At 65.9% G+C, this 20,345-nt stretch carries 18 protein-coding genes; 13 read left to right on the plus strand and 5 right to left on the minus strand.

Features of this window, described 5'->3' with window-relative positions; all coding sequences use genetic code 11:
• Window positions 1-114: 114 nt before the first annotated feature.
• The gene (locus tag Rhe02_RS19205) at window positions 115-1,209 is read right to left on the minus strand and encodes an aminotransferase-like domain-containing protein (protein ID WP_203909645.1); all 1,095 of its coding nucleotides are present in this window, start codon (window positions 1,207-1,209) and stop codon (window positions 115-117) included.
• A gap of 27 nt (window positions 1,210-1,236) precedes the next feature.
• Window positions 1,237-1,647 (minus strand): CBS domain-containing protein, encoded by a 411-nt coding sequence (locus Rhe02_RS19210; RefSeq protein WP_203909757.1) that lies wholly within the window; start codon window positions 1,645-1,647, stop codon window positions 1,237-1,239.
• Between the two features lie 104 nt (window positions 1,648-1,751).
• Between Rhe02_RS19210 and Rhe02_RS19215 the strand changes: the two genes are divergently transcribed.
• A complete protein-coding gene (locus Rhe02_RS19215; RefSeq protein ID WP_239123915.1) occupies window positions 1,752-2,408 on the plus strand; it encodes a CDP-alcohol phosphatidyltransferase family protein in 657 nt (218 codons plus the stop codon).
• Here the strand turns inward: Rhe02_RS19215 and Rhe02_RS19220 are convergent.
• A complete protein-coding gene (locus Rhe02_RS19220) occupies window positions 2,381-3,517 on the minus strand; it encodes a glycosyltransferase family 4 protein (protein ID WP_203909758.1) in 1,137 nt (378 codons plus the stop codon). The genes Rhe02_RS19215 and Rhe02_RS19220 overlap by 28 nt on opposite strands.
• Window positions 3,518-3,541: 24 nt before the next feature.
• Here Rhe02_RS19220 and Rhe02_RS19225 point away from each other — a divergent pair, with 24 nt between their 5' ends.
• From Rhe02_RS19225 to Rhe02_RS19275, 11 genes are all read left to right on the plus strand, one after another.
• A complete protein-coding gene (locus tag Rhe02_RS19225) occupies window positions 3,542-4,399 on the plus strand; it encodes an Fpg/Nei family DNA glycosylase (RefSeq protein ID WP_203909647.1) in 858 nt (285 codons plus the stop codon).
• A gap of 292 nt (window positions 4,400-4,691) precedes the next feature.
• Complete coding sequence (locus Rhe02_RS19230) at window positions 4,692-6,164, plus strand: sugar transferase (protein WP_239123925.1); 1,473 nt, start codon at window positions 4,692-4,694, stop codon at window positions 6,162-6,164.
• A gap of 41 nt (window positions 6,165-6,205) precedes the next feature.
• Window positions 6,206-6,871 carry a response regulator transcription factor gene (locus Rhe02_RS19235; protein ID WP_203909648.1) on the plus strand — a complete coding sequence of 222 codons (666 nt, stop codon included), beginning with the start codon at window positions 6,206-6,208 and terminating at the stop codon, window positions 6,869-6,871.
• Window positions 6,868-7,989 carry a HAMP domain-containing sensor histidine kinase gene (locus Rhe02_RS19240; protein ID WP_203909649.1) on the plus strand — a complete coding sequence of 374 codons (1,122 nt, stop codon included), beginning with the start codon at window positions 6,868-6,870 and terminating at the stop codon, window positions 7,987-7,989. Before Rhe02_RS19235 ends, Rhe02_RS19240 begins: the two co-directional genes overlap by 4 nt.
• Window positions 7,964-9,646: a DUF4153 domain-containing protein gene (locus Rhe02_RS19245; protein WP_203909650.1), complete on the plus strand. Its 1,683-nt coding sequence runs from the start codon at window positions 7,964-7,966 to the stop codon at window positions 9,644-9,646. The genes Rhe02_RS19240 and Rhe02_RS19245 overlap by 26 nt, the downstream gene beginning before the upstream one ends.
• A 79-nt stretch (window positions 9,647-9,725) precedes the next feature.
• Complete coding sequence (locus Rhe02_RS19250) at window positions 9,726-9,872, plus strand: hypothetical protein (protein ID WP_203909651.1); 147 nt, start codon at window positions 9,726-9,728, stop codon at window positions 9,870-9,872.
• Between the two features lie 147 nt (window positions 9,873-10,019).
• The gene (locus tag Rhe02_RS19255; protein WP_203909652.1) at window positions 10,020-11,741 is read left to right on the plus strand and encodes a hypothetical protein; all 1,722 of its coding nucleotides are present in this window, start codon (window positions 10,020-10,022) and stop codon (window positions 11,739-11,741) included.
• Window positions 11,742-11,824: 83 nt separating this feature from the next.
• A complete protein-coding gene (locus tag Rhe02_RS19260; protein WP_203909653.1) occupies window positions 11,825-13,162 on the plus strand; it encodes an MFS transporter in 1,338 nt (445 codons plus the stop codon).
• 34 nt (window positions 13,163-13,196) lie between these two features.
• Window positions 13,197-13,844 carry a Rossmann-fold NAD(P)-binding domain-containing protein gene (locus Rhe02_RS19265; RefSeq protein ID WP_203909654.1) on the plus strand — a complete coding sequence of 216 codons (648 nt, stop codon included), beginning with the start codon at window positions 13,197-13,199 and terminating at the stop codon, window positions 13,842-13,844.
• Between the two features lie 114 nt (window positions 13,845-13,958).
• Window positions 13,959-14,309 carry a VOC family protein gene (locus Rhe02_RS19270; protein ID WP_203909655.1) on the plus strand — a complete coding sequence of 117 codons (351 nt, stop codon included), beginning with the start codon at window positions 13,959-13,961 and terminating at the stop codon, window positions 14,307-14,309.
• 127 nt (window positions 14,310-14,436) lie between these two features.
• The gene (locus Rhe02_RS19275) at window positions 14,437-16,863 is read left to right on the plus strand and encodes an ATP-binding cassette domain-containing protein (protein WP_203909656.1); all 2,427 of its coding nucleotides are present in this window, start codon (window positions 14,437-14,439) and stop codon (window positions 16,861-16,863) included.
• 182 nt (window positions 16,864-17,045) lie between these two features.
• Here Rhe02_RS19275 and Rhe02_RS19280 read toward each other — a convergent pair whose 3' ends face one another.
• Both Rhe02_RS19280 and Rhe02_RS19285 read right to left on the minus strand, forming a co-directional pair.
• Window positions 17,046-17,549, minus strand: coding sequence for a YxiG-like protein (locus Rhe02_RS19280; RefSeq protein ID WP_239123916.1), 504 nt, complete (start codon window positions 17,547-17,549; stop codon window positions 17,046-17,048).
• 74 nt (window positions 17,550-17,623) lie between these two features.
• On the minus strand, window positions 17,624-18,106 hold the full coding sequence (locus Rhe02_RS19285) for a hypothetical protein (RefSeq protein ID WP_203909657.1): 483 nt from the start codon (window positions 18,104-18,106) through the stop codon (window positions 17,624-17,626).
• Window positions 18,107-18,352: 246 nt separating this feature from the next.
• On the opposite strand from Rhe02_RS19285, the gene Rhe02_RS19290 reads away from it, so the two are divergent.
• Window positions 18,353-20,131 carry a recombinase family protein gene (locus Rhe02_RS19290; protein WP_203909658.1) on the plus strand — a complete coding sequence of 593 codons (1,779 nt, stop codon included), beginning with the start codon at window positions 18,353-18,355 and terminating at the stop codon, window positions 20,129-20,131.
• Window positions 20,132-20,345: the final 214 nt, after the last annotated feature.

Raw genomic sequence — 20,345 nt, forward strand, 5'->3', positions numbered from 1 at the left:
GACAGCGGCGCGGCGCTGCGACATTGCGCGTGAAAGCAACTCGCGGCGGGGGCGGGGCGTGGGGGGAGCAAGCGGCGCCGCTGGGGGCGGCGCCGCATCGGGAGTGAATGGTGGTTAGCCTCGGACGGCTTCTACTGCATCGGCTAGGCGGCGGACGCCTTCGTCGATTTCGTCTTGGCCTACTGCGCTGAAGGCCAGGCGGAGGGAGTGCTCGCCGCCTTCCATGAGGAAGTCGGAGCCTTTGACCACGGCCACGCCTCGCTCGGCCGCGGCGGGGGCGAGCTTGTCCACGTGGACATCGGCGGGCAGCTCGACCCACAGGAAGTAGCCGCCGTCGGGCTCGGTGAAGGTGGCGCCGGGAATCCTGCGGCGCAACGACTCGGCCAAGGCGGTGGCGCGCTGGGCGAGAGCGGATTTCACCGTCTCGATGGAGCGGTCGATGTCGCCGGTGACGCAGAACTGGTAGACGATGCCCTGGGCCACCTGACCTGCTGAGATGTAAAGGTTCGTGGCCCGCTTGGCGATGTCGTCGATGATGGCCTTCGAACCGATCAGGTATCCCACCCGGACTCCGGGGCAGACCGTCTTGGTGAACGAGCTCGCGTGCACGACCAGGCCGGAGTCGTCCATGGACAGCATCGAAGGCAGTCGTTCGCCGCGGAAGCGGATGTCCACGTAGGGGTCGTCCTCGAAGATGACGAAGCCGAACTCCTTGGCCAGCGCCAGCAGATCGCGCCGCTTCGCCAGCGAGAGCGTTGTCCCGGCCGGGTTCTGGTAGTTGGGGATCACGTGGGCGAGCTTGGGCCGCACCCCGGAGGAGAGCAGGTCGCGAAGCTCAGCGATGTTGATGCCGTCGGGATCCATAGTGATCTGGTGCACGACAGCGCCGCTCTGGCGCAGGCTCAGCAGTGTGCGGTCATAGGTCGGCTTCTCCACCACCACGTGGTCGCCGGCCTTGACGAGATAGTCGAACAGGAAGGCGTCGGCTTGCAGGGAGCCGTTCGTGACGAGCACCTGGTCTGCGCTGACCTCGTGCTTTTCCGCGATCCATTTGCGCAGAGGCGCATAGCCGTACGAGTTGCCGTAGGCGGTTATCCCAGCCGGATCGGAGGCGAAAGCGCGCCCCGCCGCGGCGGACAGACCCGACACGTCGATGATGTCGAGGCTGGGCGCACCTCGGGCGAAAGAAATCAGCTGCTCGGCGGTCATGCCGGACAGCGTATCGAAATGACCTCGTCAGGCGCTGGCTGCGGCCTCGACACGGCGGAGTGACCAAGCACGCATCAAGTCGCGCACGGAGATCAGACCCACCACATCACCGTCTTCGATCACGACCAGGTGGCGGAAGCCGCCACGCACCATGACCATCGCCGCTTCTTCGAGGCTCCACTCGGGATGCGCATAGATGGCGTCCCACGTGATGTGGTCTCGGCACGGCTCGGTATCGGGATCACAACCGCTGCCTATGGCATAGAGAACGTCACGCTCAGTCATGATGCCGGGGCCTTCGCCGTCGGGATCGTGGACCACAGCCGAACCTATTCGCCGAGCAGCCATCAGCTGCGCCGCCTGGCGCAACGTGTGCTCGGGGCCGATCATGAGCACGGAACCGCTCATGGCCTCACGGACTACCTGGACATTCTCCATCACCCAACCACACTCCCTCGGAACGCAACCCCATTGAAACGCACCGTAAGGACATCGTGGCCCGGTTCTGGGCAACTCACAAGACTTGTTATGGAATGGGGTCTGTGCTGCGTGTTGCGGACTTCTATGCGGCCAACCGGGGCGGTGGGCTGTATTCGGAGGCCGTCAGCCAACGGTTGGGCGCCTTTGTCGCGCTTGCCGGCGCTCGCGCGGGCGTCAAACCGACCGTTATCACGCTGGCCAGCTTGGCCGTTGGGGTCGCCTCATCGGCCGGGCTCACCATCGCGGGCCATCGGGTAAGCCCGTGGGTAGCGCTGCTGGTACTGCTTGGCTGGCAAATCGCCTACGCGTTCGACTGCGCCGACGGCCAGCTGGCCCGGGTCACCGGGCAGGCCGGACCGGCGGGGGCCAGAGTGGATGTGCTGTGCGACGTGGCTGGGCATGTCGCGCTGGTGACGGCGCTGGTGACGGTCGCGCGGCCGCCGCTGTGGCTGGGCGCGCTTTTCGCCGGCAGCTGGATGATCAACATCATTACCAGCGTGCTGGCCACGGGTGAGGCACCCTCGCTGATCGCCTCTCGGTCGGGGCCGGCCCGGGTGGTCAAGCTGCTTCGCGACTATGGGGCGCTCGTGCTTGCCGCCGGGCTCATCGTGCTCTTTGTTCCGTCATGGCTTATCTGGTACCTGATAAGCCTCACCGTGATCAACTGCGCTTTCCTCATCGCGAGCATCGTTCAGGCCGCGCGCCGGGCGCTTCGATAAACCTCGATCAGTCCTTGCACGCACCGCTGTGGCGTATGCGAAGCCAGATAGCGCTCGCGAGCCACCGCACGCAGCCCGGCCGCCTGAGCGCCCGCGACGCGCAGCCCGGCGCGCAGCGCGTCGACATCGGCAGGCACCACCCACCCGGCCGGCCCGATCAGGTCGGCTATCCCGCCGAGGTCGGTCCCGAGAACGGGCCGCCCGTTGGCCAGCGCCTCGATGATCAGAGTGGGATGGACGTCCTCGAGCACGGACGGCACCACGACGAAAGCGCTGGCCCGGATGGCAGACCGCATGCCGTCCCGGTCAAGCCGGCCCAGATAGTCGACGCCGGAATGCGATTCGACCCGCGCCCGCAGCTCGCCGTCCCCGGCCACCCGCAACTGGCCCAGCTCAGCCGGCCAGGCCGCGAGCAGCAGGGACAGCCCTTTCTCTGCCGTGAGCCGCCCGCCGAACAGGACACCTTGGCCGGGATCGGACGGCGGCTCGCCGGGATCGTCCACCGCGTTCGGTTTCACGGTGATCCGCTGCGCGGCGACGCCGAAGCGGCGTAGGTGTGCGGCCATGGCCGGGGTCGGGGCGACGTACCGGTCCACCTGCAACCAGGTCCGTCGATGCACCGCCAGCGCGGCCGCGAGCACCGCGCTCTGCGTAGCCGAGCCGCGGTAGCAGCGATGAACCAGCGCCGGGGTGGCCAGTTTGCGTCCCACGCAGTCGTGGCAGATGCGCCCGTCGCGGAAGAAGAGCCCGTTAGCGCAGACGTGACGGTAGTTGTGCGCGGTCTGCACGACGGGAACGCCCAGCCGGTGCGCGGTCCGCACGATCCACGGCGAGATGAGCGGATAGGGGTTGTGCAGGTGCACCACATCGGGCCGGTGCCGCCGGATCAGCCCGGCCAGCTCGCGCTGCGCCGAAGGCGCCCAGATCGGATCGATCGGAAGCATCGCCTTATCCAGCAGCGGCAGTGTCGGGATGTCGTCAGAATCGCGCAGCATAGGCACGACTTCGACGCCGGCCGCGCCAAGCCAGCCGATCTCCTGTTCGACGACGGTGTTCTCGCCGGAGGGCAGGGCCGATCGATAACGGTTGTGCACCACGATGACCTTCAACCTCACATGGGCCAGAATAGGGGCGTGCCCGAGTTGCCCGAGGTGGAAGCGCTAGCCGCCTATCTGCGCGAGCGCGCCGTTGGCCTGCAGGTCAAACGGATCGACGTCGCCGCGATCAGCGTGTTGAAGACCTTTGACCCACCTATCTCCGCCGTGTCCGGGCTGGAGCTGACCGGTACCCAGAGAAGGGGCAAGTTTCTTGATCTTCATATCGGCGACGAGCTGCATCTGATCATCCATTTGGCCCGGGCGGGATGGCTGCATTACCGCGACAATCTGGCACCCGCTCCGCTGAAACCGGGCAAGGGACCCATCGCCCTTCGGATACATCTGAGCGATGGCTCAGGATTCGACCTCACCGAGGCGGGCACCCAGAAGAAGCTCGCCGCCTACCTGGTGCGCGACCCGATGCAGGTGCCGGGAGTGGCCCGGCTCGGCCCCGATGCGCTGTCCCTCGACGCCGCCGGTCTGGCCGAAATCTTCAAGAGCCGCAACGCTCAGATAAAGGGTGTCCTGAGAGACCAGCAGGTGCTGGCCGGGGTGGGTAATGCCTACTCCGACGAGATTTTGCACGTGGCGAAGATGTCTCCGTTCGCGCGCGCAGACAAATTGACCGGCGAGCAACTCGAGCAGCTCCACAGTGCCATGCAAAGCGTTCTCACCGATGCCGTGAAGCGTGCGGTGGGACAGAAAGCCGCCACCCTGAAATCGGAGAAGCGAGCCGGATTGAGGGTGCATGGGCGGGCGGGCGAGAAGTGTCCCGTCTGTGGCGACGTAGTGCGTGAAGTCTCCTTCGCGGACTCGAGCCTTCAGTACTGCGCGACCTGCCAAACTGGCGGAAAGCCACTTGCCGACCGCAGACTGTCACGGCTTCTTCGCTAGTGTTCACAACCTGCGTCGGCCGATATAGTGTGCCGGTCCTGATGTCCGTGGGTGTTACCACGATGTCGGACAAACCGTGCGAGACTGAGCGTTGTGGGTGACACCCGTCATATAGCACGCTCTTACGACCGGTCCGGTGGGGCCGGTCGGCTTAGCCGAACAGGCAAGCGATGGAAGGGTGGTCCCAGGTAAGGTGACAACAAGCCTGAAGCACCCGGCGACGCCTATCAGTGAGCGGCGTCCGCAGACGAGCACGACCGTTTCCGCCAGTGACTATCTTGTAGAACAAAACGTGAAGGCGCAGAAGACGAACGGTGTCGCCCGAAGCGCATTTGCGCGTCCTGCCGCAAGACGGGCCAAGTGGCATCGACCTTACGTGCTGTGTTTGCTCATCGCTGACCTGCTCTGCGCGCTCGGCGCGAGTTACACCGCCGTCTCGATTTTCGCCTCCGACCGCATCACCGCCGGTTTCGACGACGACCGCGTCTTCCTTGCCATCGCCTACATCGGGCTCCCGTTGGGCTGGCTCATCCTGCTGTGGGCCAACGGCGCCTACGACCGCCGGATAGTGGGCATCGGCACCGACGAGTTCAAGCGCGTGGTGCGCACGACGATCGCCGTTACGGCCAGCCTGGGTTTCCTCGCCTTCGGTCTGCAGAAGGGCGTTTCGCGCGGCTCGGTCGCCTTCGTGGTGCTCGGCGCGATGGCCTACATCCTCGCGGTGCGCCTGTTGGCCCGTAAGGCGCTACACCTGCTGCGCCGCCGCGGACGCCTGGCCACCTATCGCATGCTTCTGGTCGGCTCGCTGCCCGAGACGCTGTTCGTGCACAAGGTGGTCTCCCGCAACATCTCGACCGGCCTGGTCCCGGTCGCCATCCACCTGTCGGAAAACCTGCCCGCCGCCCGGCGCGCCCAGGCTCCCGTTCCTGTCTACTTTGGACGCGATCTGGTCGAGCTGGTGCACGAGCTCAACGCCGACACCATCGCCGTCTGCGGCTCCGCCGGCGCCGAGCCCGACGAGCTGCGCCGGCTGGCTTGGCAGCTCGAAGGCACCGGCATCGACCTCGTGGTGGCACCACAGCTCACCGACGTCGCCGGCCCGCGCGTGCACATCCGGCCGATCGAAGGCCTGCCCCTGCTGCACGTGGAGGAGCCCAAGCTTTCCGGCGTCGCCTGGCTGGCCAAGAACCTGCTCGACCGGGTCGCTGCCGCGCTCGGGCTGCTCGTCCTCATCCCGGTGTTCTTCGGGATCTCCCTGGCCATCCGGATGACCGACCGTGGCCCGGCCTTCTTCCGCCAGCTGCGGGTCGGTCACGAAGGCCGGATCTTCCGGGTGTGGAAGTTCCGCACCATGTACCTGGACGCCGAGGAGCGCAAGAGCAAGCTCGTCACCGCGAACGAGACCGACGGCATGCTCTTCAAAATCAAGGACGACCCGCGGGTCACCCCGGTCGGCCGGATGCTGCGGGCCACTTCGCTCGACGAGCTGCCCCAGCTCATCAACGTGCTCAAGGGCGAGATGTCCTTGGTCGGGCCGCGTCCGCTGCCCGCCGACGACGGCGATTATCTGGGCGACGTGCGGCGCCGGCTGCTCGTGCGGCCCGGCATGACCGGCCTGTGGCAGGTCTCCGGCCGTTCGGACCTCAGCTGGGACGAAGCCGTCCGGCTCGACCTCTACTACGTGGACAACTGGTCGCTGGCCTATGACCTGAGCATCCTGTGGCGCACCATCGGCGTGGTCGTGGCCCGTAAAGGCGCTTATTAGCTTCACCGCTCCTCCACATTTGGCCACTACAGTGCCAAAACATGAGTCGTGTGTTGGTGGTGGAGGACGATCCTGCGATCGCTGCGTCGGTGCTGGCGCGTTTGCGCGCTGAAGGTTTCACCGTCGACCATGCGGCCACCGGGCCCACCGCGGTGGAGATGGCCTTCCGGACCAGCCCCGACCTGATCGTGCTCGACCTCATGCTGCCCGGCTTCGACGGCTTGGAGGTGTGCCGCCGGGTACAGGCCAGGCGGCCGGTTCCGGTGCTGATGCTCACCGCTCGCGACGACGAGAACGACCTGCTGATCGGGCTGGCCGTGGGGGCCGACGACTATCTCACCAAACCCTTTTCGCTGCGCGTTCTCGCGGCACGGGTGCATGCCCTGCTGCGGCGGGCGTCGATGGCGGTCGCGCCGGAAGCGCCGATTCGCGTGGGAGACCTGGAAATCAACCGGCAGGAGCGGCGGGTGAAACGCTCGGGCGTGGAGGCCCACCTGACACCCATCGAATACGACCTGCTGGTCTACCTCGCCGAGCGCCACCGCAACGTGCTGCCGCGGGAGCGTCTGCTGTCCGAAATCTGGGGCTGGGCCGAGGGTTGCAGCACCCGGACCGTCGACTCGCACATCAAAGCGTTGCGCCGCAAGCTCGGCGCCGACCTCATCCGGACCGTGCACGGGGTGGGCTACGCCCTGGAAGCCGCATGATCGAAAGATTTCTCGACTGGTTGACCGCACCCCTTTATCGCGTGCTCGGCCCTCTGATCGCTTTGTCTCATCGGGTACTGGATCGAATGCCCCGCCCGCTGGATCCCTTCCGCTCCATCAAACTCAAGCTGAGCATCCTGCTCGGCATCTCCGGCGGAGTCGGGCTCTCCGTCTTCTGGCTCAGCATCGGCTGGGTCGAGTGGCGGACGGCCTTTTCGGCGGCGGCGGTCGGGGTCGTCATCCTGCAGATCTTCGCCCACGGCATGACCAAGCCGCTGCGCGAGATGACGGCCGCGGCCCGCGCCATGGCGCGCGGCGACTACCGGCTGCGGGTGCGCGCCACAAGCCGGGACGAGGTGGGCGAGCTCGCCCGGGCCTTCAACCTGATGTCCGCCGACCTTGCCGCCGCCGACCAGCAGCGGCGGGAGCTGATCGCGAACGTGTCGCACGAGTTGCGTACCCCCATAACGGCTTTGCAAGGGGTTTTGGAGAACCTTGTCGATGGGGTCAGCATTCCCGACGACGACACCCTGCGCACCGCTCTGACGCAGACCGAACGTCTGGGCCGCTTGGTAAAAGAACTTCTCGATCTGTCCAAGTTGGACGCCGGGGCCACGCCGCTCAACCTGACTTCGGTCGAGGCGGGGTCGCTGCTTTCCAATGCGCTCTCCGAGGCCCGGCTCGGCCATCCCGGCATTCGCTTCGTCCTTCAGGAACCAACCTCGCAGTTGCGCATCATGGTGGACCCGGCAAGACTCCAGCAGGTCTTCGCCAACCTGCTCGACAATGCGGCCCGGCACAGTCCAGCAGGTGGGACGGTGACGGTCTGCGGGAATCGTGGCTCAAACGTTACCGTCTTCGACGTGACTGATCGGGGGACGGGCATCCCGCCGCTGCAACGCGACAGGGTGTTCGAACGTTTCACTCGCGGATACCCAGCCGGGCGGGACGGCGGCACAGGTCTTGGCCTTGCCATCGCGCGTTGGGTCGTCGAGTTGCATCACGGCACCATCGCGATAGTTGATCCCCCCGAGGGGATCGGCTGTCGGGTTCGCATCACCCTGCCAGATCAGCCAGCCCTCGGAGGCCAAAATGACGAGCACCCCACCGGAGACTGACCCCACAGTCGACGAAGGCACCACCACCGATCCGGAGCCCCAGTCCGCGCCGGCGAACTGGCACCTCCAAGCGGGCAAGGTGCCGGCGCAGGAGGGCGTCGATCCCCAACAGCGAGCGTTCAGCGGCTTTGCTCCCCTGCCCCCGCCGCCTCCGGGCTTTGTGGCGACGCGTTGGAGTGGGCCTGCCTACGGCGGAGGGCCGGCTGCCTGGCTTTCGGCTTTGGTCGGCGGGGTCGCGGCCGCGCTGGCGTTGCCACTGACCAAGCCCGGCATCGGCTGGTTCCTGGTCGGGTTGGTGATCGCGGTGACCGTGGCCTACGCCGCCCGGTACGGTCCGACGCCCGATGACAAGATCGAGCGGGTCATCCGGGTCGGCTGGGTGGTGCTCGCGCTGGGCCTGCTCTCGGTCGGCAGCTACCTCAACGCCTACTGGCTGTTCTATATCTGTGTGCTTGGCGCGCTCGGCTGCGCCTCGCTCGCCGTCGCGGGCGGGCACTCGGTGCGGGCGTTGATCGTCGCCGCGGCCGCGCTGCCGCTGGCCTTCTTCCGTTCCATCCCATGGCTGTTCCGCGGCGCCAACGCCTGGCAGAAGGGGCGGGAGAAGCAGTCCGGGGCGAGCCGCACCGTGGTCGCGGTCATCGCCACGGTGGTGCTGCTGCTGGTGTTCGGAGGGCTTTTCGCCTCGGCCGACCCGGCCTTCGCCAAGATCATAGGCGACATCCTGCCCACGCTTGACGCGGGAACCGTCCGCAGGGCCATCTTCTACACGCTGATCGGCGGTCTGTTCACGGCCGGTGCGATCTTCATTGTGCTCGCTCCGCCGGACCTGTCCGGGTTGGAACGCCCGTCGACCCGGCGCATCGGCCGGGTTGAGCTGGTCCTTCCGCTGGGCGCCCTGGTGCTTCTCTTCGCGGGCTTCGTGGCGGTCCAGTTCCGGTTCCTGTTCAGCGACACCGCTCCCGCCGGGACGACCTTCTCCAAGTACGCGGTGCAAGGCTTTGGCCAGCTCGTCGTCGTCACCCTGCTCACCCTGCTGGTGATCGGCTGCGCGACGCGCTGGGCGCCGAAGGACAACGAGCAGGAGCGCACCCTGCTGCGCACGCTGCTCGGCGCCCTCGTGCTGCTCAGCCTGGTGGTCGTGGCATCCGCGGTCTACCGGATGTGGCTGTACATGAACGAGCTGGGCTGGACCAGAGAGCGTCTCTTCTTCGGTGCTGTCGAGCTCTACCTGGGCGCGGTGTTCCTGATGGTGGTCATCGCGGGCGTCAAGCTCCGCGCGACCTGGTTCCCCCGCGCCATCATCGCGAGCTTCGCGTTGCTGCTGATCGGCATCGCCGCGATGAACCCGGAGCGCTACATCGCGGAGCGCAACATCGAGCGGTTCAACGCGCACAAGGACGACCCGGCGTACATGCAGACCTTCGACCTGGGTTACCTGCAGTTCCTGACCAGCGATGCGATCGACGAGCTCATGACGCTGGAAGAACCGTTCCGAAGCTGTGCGCTGAAGCGGATCGAGGCGGATCTGCGGACCCAGCCCGAGCAGTGGTACTCGTGGAACTACTCGCGGTACCACGCCCGCATCGTCATCAAAAAGGCACAACCCAACGAGGGGGCATGCACCGAATGGTTCGCCATTCGAGATCGGACACGATGACCGACGATTCGTCGGCAGGTGCTGCAGCTCACCTAATAATGAATGGAGATCCGCGCAGCAGTGCGCTCTAATAATCAGCGTGAGCTTCTTTAAGACCAAGAACCGTAAGCCCTCCGCAGACCAGGTGCACGCGGAGCAGGTTGACGGCCGTCGGGCCGCGCGCAGCAGGGCAATTGACCAGCTGCGCGACCCGATGACCGCCGTCGCCCTGCGCACGTTGCGCTAACCTTCAGCCTTCTCAAACCGCGCGGAACTTCGTCGATGGTGACGAAATTCCGCGCGGTTCTTTGGTGAATGTCTCTTGCCTACCGGCCGGGTTTCGTTCGGGCCGGTTGGCCGGTAGGTTGGCTACGCACCCGAGGAGGCCCCCCACATGACGTCCGAACCTTCGCAGCACGGTTGGCAGCCGGCCGACCGTTACGAGCCGACCGATGAGGCTCCAAACCAACGCGGATTTGGACTCTTCGATGCACCTGCTGCGCCGGATGAGTTCCCGGTCTTCACGCCTTATAACGGCTCGGCCCGCGAAAGCGACGCCCAGTTCCCGCCGGACAGCGACGCGGGTTCCCCGCCCTTCCCCGGTTTCCCCTCCGACGACATCGCATCCCCCTCGGAGTGGGCCTCATCGCTTTCAGACCACTACGTTCCAGCGCCGGCCGTGATGCCCATCCCGGGTGTCCGCCACGATCCCGAGAACGCCGCGCCGAGCTGGAGCACGTCCAGCGACTTTGACCTCGATCCCTATCCGGCGCCAGCCGCCGAGCTGGACCGGGAGGAAAACTCGGGCGGGGCGTCCTCGTGGGCCGCGTTCGCGGCCGGCGAGAGCAAGAAGGCCCCCGCCAACAACTCTGGCGGCGCGTGGAGCGAGCCCTCCGCGCCGTCCTGGGAAGACCACCCGCTCAACGAGCAGCGCCGTGAAGAGCCGGTCCGGCACGAGTCCCCGTGGGGCGACTCGGCTTACGGCACGCCGCCCCCGCCGGAGCCCGAGATGCCGAGGCCGGTTTCGCCGTCGGTCGGCAGCGCCCGGGTGTCCGCCGCCGCCCCGGTTCAACACCGCCCCGAGGTGGTTCAGCATCGCCCCGACGTGCCGGAAGTGCCGCCCATGCCGCAGCGGCCGGCCGGACGTGTTTACGGCTCGGCGACGGTGGGCGCGCCGGTGCCAAGTGACCCTATGGCCGAGCCCGCCCCGTACGCTCCGCCACCGCCGCCCGCAGCACCGCCGGTGCCGGCTGGGCCTCCGGTTCGGGCGTCCGCTCGCGCCACGGTGAACGTGGCCAAGCCCAACCCGGGTGAGGCACCGCCGCAGATCACCCGCTCGTCAACGGTTTACGGCTCCGCGACCGCCGCTCCCGCGTCCCCGGCTGCGCCGATGGCACCGCCGCCGCCGGCAGCCCCGATGGGCGCGCCCAGCCCGCTCACGCCGCCCGGTCACGCCGCCCCACCGCGCCTGCCAGGGCGTCAGCACGCCTTCGGCGACCTGCTTGGCCCCGCGGGAGCGGGCGCTGCCGAGGCGCCACAGATGATGGCGCCGCCCACCGCGCTTGCCTCTGCGCCGATTCCCGGCCAGCGCATGCCCGGTGGTCCAGCCGGTCCTGGAGCGGTTCCGGTCGGCGCGCCACCTCCGCCCGCCATGGGCGCGATGGCACCGGCCGCCGCGCAGCGGGCATCCGCCTCGGTACCCGGCAACAGGGAGCCGAGTCAGGCGGCGTTCGACCAGTTCAAGCCCGCCGGCACTGACCCGGCCCCGGCCGAGCCCAAGCCGGAACGCAAGGGCGGCATCATCGTCGGCGTTCTGGTGGGATGTGTGGCCCTGCTGGCCATCGCCTTCGGCGGGCTGTTCCTCGTCGACAAGATCTTCAACGGCCCGAGTTTCGCGGTCGGCGACTGCGTGAAGCAGAGCGACACCGAGGCGGTCAAGGCCGACTGTGGCGAGTCCGGGGCCTTCCAGGTCAAGGAGGCGGTCACGTCACCGGATCAGTGCCAGGACCAGAGCCAGCCGCACGTTCAGCAGAAGGACCAGATTCTCTGCCTGGCACCGGTTGCCGCGGCACAGACCGGGCCTACGCCCAGCGCTGCGCCGACCCTGAATCAGTAAGGAACGGCAAGGCCCTGTGGTGCTGACCACAGGGCCTGTTATTCGGTGGTTTCCTGTCGTAGCTCCAGGACAGACTGACCACCATGCTTTCAGATGTGTTGCCGCGCCGTAGCGAAGCCCGTCGCATCCTCGTCGGCACCATCTTCTCGGCGCTGGGCCGAGGCTTCACGTTGCCATTCCTGTTTATCTACCTCACCGAGGTGCGCCACATCCCGGCCAGCACCGCCGGTCTGCTCATCGGCTGGTTCGGTGTGCTGACGCTGGTCTTCGCGCCGATCGGCGGCACATTGATCGACAGGTTCGGCGCGCGCTGGGTCGTGATTCCCGCCCTGGCCATGTCCGGCATCACCATGGGCGCCCTGGCTTTCGCCGGCAATGCCTGGCAGGTCGGGCTCGCGCTGACGCTGGGTGCGCTCGGCGGCAGCACGGTGTGGGCCGGGCAGAACACCATCCTTACCTCGCTGACCGACGACGATGAACGCCAGAAGGTGTTCGGTCTCCAGTTCGCCTTGCTCAACCTCGGCATCGGGGTGGGCGCGGCTGTGTCCGGCTCCATCGTTGACACCTCGCGGGCTTCCAGCTTCCAGCTGATCTACGTCCTCGACATGTTCTGCTACCTGGCGCCGATCGTCGTGCTGCTATCGATGCCGCGAGTGGGCCTGCGCCTGGTGGCAGCCAAGGCCAAGCAGCAGGGCGTGCGGTCGGCGGGCTACCTGGAGGTGTTGCGGCATCGGCCTTTCCGCCGTTTCATGCTGTTCAGCCTGCTGCTGACCGTCTCCGGTTATGCGCAGCTGGAGGTCGGCTTCACCGGCTTTGCCACCAAGGTCGTCGGTGTCTCACCGCAGATCATCGGCTATGCGTTCACCGCGAACACCATCGTGATCGTGGTGGCTCAGCTCCTCGTCATCAAGCATCTTCGGGGCCGCAGCCGCACCAAGGCACTCGCCCTGGTCGGCCTGATCTTCGGGGTGGCCTGGGTGGTGCTCGGCGCCGCGGGTCTGGTCGACGGGAGAAGCGCTGTCTTCAGTGCGGCTGGCGTGATCCTTTTCGGCGCCGTCTTCGCCGTCGGCGAGACGCTGCTCTCCCCCACCCAGCCGACTCTGGTCAACGCGCTGGCCACTGATGAGCTGCGCGGGCGTTACAACGCGCTCGCGGGCATGATCTGGGGGATCTCCGGCATCGTGGCGCCGGTCAGCGCGGGCCCGTTGCTCCAGCTCGGCCTCTCCGGGCTGTGGATCGGTCTGGTGATCGCGGGCTGCCTGGCCGCCTCAGTGCTCGCGCTGTCGGTGCGGCCACTCATCACCGACGCCCAGGACGGCCTTTCGCCGGTCGAGCCAAAGCCACAACCGGAGCAGTCCGGCCAGCCGTGGCCGGTCAACACACGGAAGACCGCCGAGGTGGTGTCCAGTCGCGCCGACTAGCACCGCGGAGTTCTTCAAGGCCTAATGTGAGGGCGTGAAGGTTCTCCTCTTCGGCGCGACCGGAATGATCGGCCAGGGCGTCTTACGTGAATGTCTGCTCGACGCGGGGATAACCGAGGTAACCACCGTCGGCCGCTCCCGTGTCGGCACGCAGCATCCGAAGCTGCGCGACCTGCTGATGGCCGACTTCGCTTCCCTCGACCTGACCAGCTTTGACGCCTGCTTCTTTTGCCTCGGTGTGTCTTCAGCCGGGATGAAGGAGCCGGAATATCGGAAGATCACCTTTGATCTGACCCTCTCCGTCGCCCGCCCGCTGGCCGCGGCCAACCCGAAGATGGTCTTCATCTATGTGTCCGGACAGGGTACCGGGTCGAGGAACATGATGTGGTCAAAGGTCAAGGGAGCAACCGAAAACGCGTTGCTGGAGCTGCCGTTCCAGGCCTACATGATGCGGCCCGGTTTCATCCAGCCGATGCACGGCATCCAGTCGAAGACCTTCCTGTACAGAGTCTTCTACAAAATCGGGACGCCGCTGTTTCCCTTGCTGCGCAAGTTCTTCCCCAAGAACCTCACCACCACCGAGGAGATGGGCCTGGCGATGATCGCGGTGGCGAGAGCGGGCGCGCCCAAGCGGATCCTTGAAGGCTCCGACATCAACCAGCTCGCTCGACACGCTTCATGACCCAGCCACCCATTTCGCGTCCCGGATCGATCAGGATTCGAGAAGCGACCGGCCATCAAGGTCACCTAGAGTGATCGTCATGGGCCTCACCATCACGACTTCAGGAGGGTGAACATGACTGCCACCGAGGGAATCAAGACCGTGCTGCATCCCGTTTCCGATCTGGCGACGGCCAAGGCGATGTACACCGCTCTGCTCGGTATAGAGCCTCAGGCCGACGGGCCTTACTACGTCGGCTTCGACACCGCCGGTCAACACATCGGGCTGGTACCGGGCGGTGGACCGCAAGGCATGACCACGCCCGTGGCCTACTGGCACGTCGCGGACATCGAAGCGAAGCTGGCCGAGGTAACCGCGGCAGGCGCCACGGTCAAGGAGCCCGCGCACGATGTCGGCGGTGGCCGCTTGGTGGCCACGTTCACCGACCCCGACGGCAACGTACTCGGGCTACTCCAAGACAAGTAGGCATCCGATCCGCTTCGCACCGCATCCCGGCCTGACCTCTCGGCCGGGTTGCGGTGCGTGGCCTGGTTAGATCGAAAGCGCGACGCCATACCGCGAAGGCAGCCCCCGCCCCACAGATGGAGACACGATGACCAAGGCCACGAGGACGAGCAAGCAGTCGCCTGCCATGCACGCCGCTGACAGCCACGATCTGATCCGTGTGCACGGCGCGCGCGTGAACAACCTCAAAGACCTCAACATCGAGATCCCGAAGCGCCGGCTGACGGTGTTCACCGGTGTCTCCGGCTCGGGTAAGAGCTCATTGGTGTTCGACACCATCGCCGCCGAGTCCCAGCGGATGATCAACGAGACCTACAGCGCGTTCATCCAAGGCTTCATGCCCACGCTGGCACGGCCAGACGTCGACGTCCTCGATGGTCTCACCACGGCGATCATCGTGGACCAGGAGCGGATGGGCGCCAATGTGCGCTCGACCCTCGGCACAGTCACCGACGCCAATGCGATGCTGCGCATCCTGTTCAGCAGGCTCGGCAAGCCTTATATCGGCTCGCCTCAAGCGTTTTCGTTCAATGTCGCTTCGATCAGCGGCGCGGGCGCGGTCACCTTGGAACGCGGCGGCCGCACCACGAAGGAGCGGCGAAGCTTCAGCATTCTCGGCGGCATGTGCGCGCGGTGTGAGGGCCGTGGCGCGGTCAACGACGTCGATCTGACCCAGCTTTACGACGACAGCAAGTCCCTCAACGAGGGCGCCCTCACCATTCCCGGCTACAGCATGGACGGCTGGTACGGGCGAATCTTCAGCGGCTGCGGCTTCTTCGATCCGGACAAGCCGATCAAGAAGTTCACCAAGAAGGAACTCAACGACCTTCTTTACAAGGAGCCCACCAAGATCAAGGTAGAGGGCATCAACCTCACCTATGAGGGGCTGATTCCGAAGATTCAGAAGTCGATGCTCTCCAAGGACGTCGACTCGCTGCAGCCGCACATCCGCGCTTTCGTCGAGCGGGCGATCACCTTCACCACCTGCCCCGAATGCGACGGCACCCGGCTCACCAAGGAGGCTCGGTCCTCGAAGGTCAAGGGGATCAGCATCGCCGACGCGTGCGCGATGCAGATCAGCGACCTGGCCGAGTGGGTCGGCAAGCTCAAGGAGCCGTCGGTGGCCCCGCTCCTTGAGGCGCTTGGGGAAACGCTTGACTCGTTCGTGGAGATCGGGCTGGGCTACCTCTCGCTCGACCGCCCGTCGGGCACGCTGTCGGGCGGTGAGGCGCAGCGCACCAAGATGATCCGGCACCTAGGCTCCTCGCTGACCGATGTCACCTACGTGTTCGACGAGCCGACGATCGGCCTGCACCCGCACGACATCGAGCGGATGAACAAGCTGCTGCTGCAGCTGCGCGACAAAGGCAACACAGTGCTTGTGGTGGAACACAAGCCGGAGGCGATCGCGATTGCCGACCACGTCGTGGACCTCGGGCCCGGCGCCGGTACAGGTGGTGGCGAGGTGGTCTTTGAGGGCACCGTCGACGGGCTGCGGGCCAGCGGCACCATCACCGGGCGGCACCTGGACGACCGCGCCGCGCTGAAACCCTCGCCGCGCAAGCCTTCTGGGGCTTTGGAGGTGCGCGACGCCAACACCAACAACCTGCAAGACATCGATCTCGACATTCCACTCGGCGTGCTGGTCGTGCTCACCGGGGTCGCGGGTTCGGGCAAGAGCTCGCTCGTCCGCGGCTCGGTTGCCGGGCGCGACGGCGTGGTGCTGGTCGACCAGGGCGCGATCCGCGGCTCACGGCGCAGCAACCCGGCAACTTACACCGGACTGCTCGAGCCGATCCGCAAGGCGTTCGCGAAGGCCAATGGCGTGAAGCCGGCGCTGTTCAGCGCCAACTCCGAAGGCGCCTGCCCAAACTGCAACGGTGCCGGCGTCATCTACACCGACCTCGCGATCATGGCCGGTGTCGCTGCCCCCTGCGAGGTGTGCGAGGGCAAGCGGTTCGACGCCTCCGTGCTGGAGTACCACCTCGGCGGGCGCGACATAAGTGAGGTGCTCGCGATGCCGGTGACCGAGGCCGAGGAGTTCTTCGGCAACGGCGAGGCCCGCACGCCCGCCGCCCACGCCATCCTGCAGCGGCTCGCCGATGTCGGCCTCGGCTACATCACCCTCGGCCAGCCGCTCACCACGCTGTCCGGCGGCGAGCGGCAGCGGCTCAAGCTCGCCGCCAACATGGCCGAGAAGGGCGACGTCTACGTCCTCGACGAGCCGACCACCGGCCTGCACCTCGCCGACGTGGAGCAGCTGCTCGCGTTGCTTGACCGGCTCGTCGACTCAGGCAAGTCAGTGATCGTCATCGAGCACCACCAGGCGGTCATGGCCCACGCGGACTGGATCATCGATCTCGGTCCCGGCGCGGGCCACGACGGTGGCCGGGTCGTCTTCGAGGGCACGCCCGCCGACCTTGTCGCCGCCCGCTCGACCCTGACCGGCGAACACCTCGCGGCATACGTCGGCAGCCAACCGAAGCGCTCACGGGCGACGAAGTCCACCAAGTAGTCGGCGAACAGAAGTCGGGCATGATTGTCGGATGGCACGAGTAAGAGCACCCGAGCTGCGCGGGCGAGGCTGGCTGAACACTGGCGGCAAGGACCTGAAGCTGTCCGACATGCGCGGAAAGATCGTTCTGTTGGACTTTTGATCCTTTCCGTGGCTCCCGCGAACTCGTTTCATCCACAGCGTCACGTAGTGGATTCCGGGCCAGCTTCGCTCTCCGATACGACGAACGGCGCGTGACCGACCCGCGCGGTTTCGACGAGAAGGTCCGAGAATACGAGGGAGAGGTTGTGCCCGTTCGTCTCGATCGTGGCCTCGTAGAACGGAATGCCGATCTCGCGAGACCATTGCTCTGCCTCGGCCGAACCCGGCACGAGCTTCATGCCGGGATACAAGGCCTGCCACCTGACGCCCCATACATACCCATCGAGTTCTCTGCCCTGCATGTAATCCACGAGCCGCTCGTCTAGAGAGCTTTTCCAGGTCTCCGCCGATAAGGCGGTCGCGACCGTTACGCGAACGCAGTTCTTGAAGCGGTAGCGCAAGTGTTCCGGCCCCACTCCGGTCCGAGGGTCGGCAGTGGCGAAGACAAATACCTCGTAGTCGCGCATGTAGTCGGCAAAGCTATGGAAAACGATGGCTTGATCGAAGACATCGTCAAAGGCAGCCTGCATCTCGGATGCGTTCACCCCATGATGATCGTGTGCATGCGGATCGCCCCGCCGAGCGGGTGGCGCACCTGGAAGCTACGACCGCTAGCGAGTCACGAGTTGGGCTGACGCTCAGGGCAATCCGCGTATACCCAAGCTGCTTCGAGATCTGCACAGGTGACGACGATGGATCCGCCGAGGCAGGAGATCTCGTGGGAACAGCCAGCTTCGTGCGGCAGGATCTCGTCCAGAAAAACCTCACGGAGGTCAGTGACGTCGGGTTCGCTGCGCGGTGGATCGACGGTCACGCTTTGGACACCGTGGTAGCGGATGATGAGGTCTTCCTCATGTCGCCAGCAGTTGTGCCGTAAATGCAGCTCTAGCCAAGCGATCTCGTCGGTGTCGCCGTAGGTCAGGCGTTCAGGCTTGAGGTTCTTGATGAATCGCTGGCTATTGAAGTCGTAATGCTGAGGGTCCGTGGCGAACGTTTGAGCCCCCACCGGCAGTAAACCTGCCAATCTGGGCAACTCCTCCAGATAGGCGGTGGGATCCATCAGGTAGCCGACGTCGGTTGGCTCAACGCGGACGTACTGCAAGTTCCACCTCCATTTTTGCCGTCACCTTGTTCGGCAGTCCAAGGCTCGCCGGGCAGGATAGTGGACCAGCGCATGTGCGGGCACGGGATTTGTGAGCCAGTGGGTTGGCTAACACCGGCGCAGAGACTGAGCATTGAGCACGGATCACGCATTTAAGCTGCTGGCGTCTTTGTGGTTACCGCGAACTTGCGCTAGCCTGCTCGTACCTGGCACTCACCCCTTCGTGCCAGCAACGGGGAGATTGCGGTGACTAACACACCGGATAAGGCGTGCGCCATCTATGTTCGCTTGTCACGACTCCATAGCGCTGATTCGTTGAGCAAAGGCCGCAGCCTTGCCGAACAAGAGACTGAAACCCGGGCGATGGCCGACCGCCTTGGACTTACCGTTGTCGATGTATTCAAGGAGCGTGAAGGCGTAGGCGCTTCCCGCCGCTCCGGCAAGCGCCGCCCGGAATGGGAACGAGCGCTTGCGGCTCTCGATCACGGAGACACCTTCCGGACGTTGCTGGTATGGGAACTGTCGCGCGCCGACCGACGAGGTTGGGCCGTGTTGGACGGCATGGTCACCCTTCTCGGCGAAAAGGGCCGTCGTCTGCTGGGAGTCGATGGAACTGACCTAACGGATCCGGCACGCCGACTCGAAAATGTGATCCGAGCCGAGATGGCCCGGCAGGAGGCCGAGAATACGGCCGCGCGGGTCGAGCGCGCCAAACGAGCTGACCGCCTTGCCGGTCGGTGGCCCGGCGGCATCGCACCATTCGGACTCCGTATCGGTGCCGATCGCAGACTTGAGCCCGATCCTGAGACCTACCCCACGGCACGGGCGATTGCTGACGCGATCTTGAAAGACGCAACACTCTGGAGCGTCGTACAGACGTTGAATGGCAAGGCACGCAAGCCAATCGAAGGGATTCCTATCCTGGCGCGCACGCCGGAAGGCCGGACGCCTGGCGAACGTGTTCGCCGCACACGTGCCGGCCGCGACATTGAGGTAAATGCTGCATGGACTGTGGGGTCCGTTTCAGCGCTGCTGCGGTCGCCATCGTTTGCGGGGTTGGCAACGAAACGCGCGCGCAAGGCACTGGCAGACGGAGGTCAGTGGGCAGCCGTCGGCAATGTCATGGTGGACGAAGAAGGACGGCCCATGACTGTCGGAACGGGTGTCATTACCGAAGGCGAGAGAGACCGCATCCTGCGCTCGCTCACAGCCAGAACCCGCGAGACCGGCGACCGCGTAGCCGTCTCGGATACCTCGCGCCGGAGCATTGCTGGCGTAGGCCGTCGTGGGGAATCTCTACTGACCGGCGGATTGGGGCGCTGCCAATGTGGCGCCTCGTTGCAGGTGTACGGAATGACGGCCAAGTACCCGCAAGGCTTTCTTCGATGCGGTGCCTATGCCAACGGGAAGGGATGCGACACCCTCGCCCAGGGCCCTCGGGAGACTGTCGAGCGTCATGTGCTTTCGCAGGTCTGGGCCGCGCTTGTCTTCGCCCGCGCCAAAGGTCTTGCGCTATGGGATGCCGTGCAGTCGGCTTGGCGTGAGGCGGTGCGTGTGGAGGAGAGCGAAGCCATCCGTGTCGCTCGTGAGGATGCAGGGGCCGCGACTTCAGCCGTCGAACGACTCGAAGACTTGCTCGCTGACGGCCTCCTAGACCGGGCGGCATACGCACGCCAGCGCGCCCGCAAAGCCGAAGCCCTTGCTGCCGCAGAGGCTCGTCTTGCTGCGCTCGCCCCGGATGAGCCCGTCTACGGCGATGAACCGTGGGACCAGATCGTGGCGTGGCACGAGTCCGGCAATGTTGCCGACCTTCGACGGCTCGTTTCTCTGGCGGTGCGGGAGATCATTTTGCTACCAGCGCCAGATCGCGGAGTTGACGAGAACGGCCAGCGCCGATCCACTCGGGGCCAGCGATTTAACGCCGCTGATCGTATCGAGATCCTCTGGCGCGAGGATGCCGCTGGTCCTGGGAAATCCCCAGCCATGCCGTGGGTTGGCGCACCGATCCACTCCGGCAGAGCCTGATTTCCGGCGCTCTGCACGATCGATATCTCGCCTGCTCATTATGCCTCCGTTCGCCTTGCGCGCTTGGGGATCTCTTGGCGCGCCGCTGAGCATGCGCGCCCACCCTGGCGCCGGGGTATGGGCCGACGTGGGCGTGTAGCGCTGGGCGGGTGTGGCTGGCCGCCATTCGGACGCGCGGCAGGCGTCAGCTGCCAAGGGGCATCAACCGCTTAGT

This window comes from Rhizocola hellebori, assembly GCF_016862955.1.
In the GTDB taxonomy this organism is placed as follows: Bacteria; Actinomycetota; Actinomycetes; order Mycobacteriales; family Micromonosporaceae; genus Rhizocola; species Rhizocola hellebori.